Here is a 2,562-nt window from a genome sequence, read left to right on the forward strand (position 1 = left end):
TGTTGGAGCCGCGCCGGTCGTCACCGCCGCGCCGGTCGCCGTCGGTGCGGGTGTTCTCGGGTCCGCCGCGGCGGGTCTCACCGGTCGCGGTGGTGGTGGGGGCGGCGGTGGTGAGGGCCTTCGCGACGTCCTCGCCCGTGACGGTCGACCCGCTCGCGGGAGCGGTCTCCGCGGGGGAGGGGTCGGTCGCGTCGGTCGTCGTCGCCTCGGCCGCGGGATCGGCCGCCTTCGGGTCCTCGGATGCCTGGGCCACGCCGTTCACGACGAGCACGCAGCCGCCCGAGATGGCGGCCGTGAGCAGGCCCCTGCGGAGTGTGGAATTCACCGTTGAGATTCCTTCCTGCGGAGTGTCACCCGCGGGGGGAGCCCGGTGATCAGGAAACGATGTTCCGCAATCACCACGGCGAACGGGTGCAGTCACTCTTTCGAGGAAGATAAGAGTTTGTTACGAGTTCCCTGTGAGATTGCTCCAGGTGCCGTAACGACGGGGGAATTCTGAGAGCGAGAGGCGCCTGGCTCTCAGAATTCTCCCTCATCGATTCAGGAGGGGAGCACGTAATCCCCGAACTTCTCTCGCAGGGTCTTCTTCGAGAACTTGCCGACGCTGGTCTTGGGCACCTCGTCGATGAACTCCACGGCGTCGGGCAGCCACCACTTGGCCACCCGCGGGGCGAGGAACTCGAGCAGCTCCTCGGCGGTCACCGACTCGCCGGGCTTCACCACCACACAGGCCAGCGGCCGCTCGGTCCACTTCTCGTGCGGGATCGCGATCACCGCGGCCTCGGCCACCGCCGGGTGGGCCATGATCTCGTTCTCCAGGTCGACCGAGCTGATCCACTCCCCGCCGGACTTGACCAGGTCCTTCGTCCGGTCGACCAGCCGCACGAAGCCCCAGCGGTCCACGGCGGCGACGTCCCCGGTCCGCAGCCATCCGTCCGCGGTGAACTGGGACCCGCCGCCCTCGCCCCGGTAGTACTCCGCGGCGATCCAGGGACCGGCGACCTGGAGCTCGCCACTGGCCTCGTCGTCCCAGGGCAGCTCGTCGCCGGTGTCCGGGTCCGCGATGCGCAGGTCCACGAGCGGGGCGGGCTGGCCCTGCCGCGCCCGGGCGTCCGCCCGCTCGTCCTCCGACCAGCCCTCCTGGTGCGACCGCGGGCTCGACACCGAGGCGATGGGCGAGGTCTCGGTCATGCCCCAGGCGTGCAGCATCGGGAGACCGATCGCCTCGCGGTACGCCTCGGAGAGGGCCCGGGGCACCGCGGACCCGCCGCAGAGGATCGCCCGCAGGGCCGAGAGGTCGTGGTCGGCGAGCAGCGGACGCATGCCCATCCAGATCGTCGGCACCCCGCCGGTGACGGTCACGCGGTGCCGGGCGAGCTGCTCCACGATCGCCTGCGGGGTCATCGCCGGGCCCGGGAAGACCAGGTCGCAGCCCGCGAGCAGCGCGCCGTACGGGATGCCCCAGGCGTTGGCGTGGAACATCGGGACGACCGGGAGGACGACGTCCCGCTCGGAGAGCCCGAACGCGTCCGTGGTCAGGGTGATCAGCGAGTGCAGGACCGCCGAGCGGTGGCTGTAGACCACGCCCTTCGGGTTCCCGGTGGTCCCGGACGTGTAACACATCGCGGCGGCGGAGTTCTCGTCCTCGACGGCGAAGCGCCCCGCGAAGGGCTCGGCGGCGGCGAGCAGCTCCTCGTAGTCCCGCACACGCGGGTCCGCGGGGACCTCGACGTCCGCGCCGTCGTCGATCACGACGACGGTCCGGACGGTCTGCAGCTGGTCGACCAGCGGCCAGAAGACGGGCAGCAGCGACCGGTCGACGAAGACGACCTCGTCCTCGGCGTGGTTCGCGATGTAGGTGAGCTGCTCGGGGAACAGCCGGATGTTGAGGGTGTGGAGCACGCGCCCGGTGCACGGGGCCGCCAGGTAGAGCTCGAGATGGCGGTCGGTGTTCCAGCAGAACGTGCCGACCCGGCCGTCGGCCGAGATCCCCAGGTCGTCCAGGACCGTCGCGAGCCTGCGCACGCGCACGGCCCAGTCCGCGACCGTCGTCTCGCGTTCGCCCGCCGGAGAGGCGGTGATCAGGCGCTTGTGGCCGAAGAGCTGTTCGGCGCGGTGGAACACATGGGGCAGGGACAGCGGACGGTCCTGCATCAGTCCGAGCATCGTCGCTCCTGGTGCTGTGGTGTCGATCACCTGACCTTACCGCTGGGCGACCCGTGATGGATCCGTGCGAAGCCCGTTGCGGAGGGTGATCGACAGGTAGGCTTCCGCGACATGACGGGCGCGGGCTCACCCTCCGGGCGCGGGGCCGGCCCCGGCGCGGTCTGCCTCGACGTCGGCTCGACCTGGACCAAGGCGGTGCTGATCCAGCCCGACGGCGTCCTCGCCGGGTTCGCGGAGCACCCGACCACGCTGGAGGACGTCCTCGAGGGCGTCGACGCCGCCGTGCGCGGGGTGACCGCCGCGGCGAGCGGGCTGGACCCGGACCTGCTGGCGTGCTCGTCGGCGGGTGGGGGGCTGCGGCTCGCGGTCGTGGGGACCGAACGGCTGCTCTCCACG

General features: G+C 71.4%; 3 protein-coding genes. 1 reads left to right on the forward strand and 2 read right to left on the reverse strand.

Annotated features, from left to right (window positions below; all coding sequences use genetic code 11):
• Positions 1–325 (reverse strand): hypothetical protein (locus H5J29_RS28860; protein WP_220188061.1); only part of this gene is annotated, 325 nt, incomplete at its 3' end.
• Positions 326–540: 215 nt separating this feature from the next.
• On the reverse strand, positions 541–2,166 hold the full coding sequence (locus tag H5J29_RS28865) for a long-chain fatty acid--CoA ligase (protein ID WP_181784135.1): 1,626 nt from the start codon (positions 2,164–2,166) through the stop codon (positions 541–543).
• A 111-nt stretch (positions 2,167–2,277) separates the two neighbouring features.
• Between H5J29_RS28865 and H5J29_RS28870 the strand changes: the two genes are divergently transcribed.
• Positions 2,278–2,562, forward strand: a 285-nt coding sequence (locus H5J29_RS28870) for a glutamate mutase L (RefSeq protein ID WP_181784136.1), incomplete at its 3' end; no start/stop codon positions are given.

Source organism: Pseudonocardia pini (assembly GCF_013870575.1).
Taxonomy (GTDB): Bacteria; Actinomycetota; Actinomycetes; order Mycobacteriales; family Pseudonocardiaceae; genus Pseudonocardia; species Pseudonocardia pini.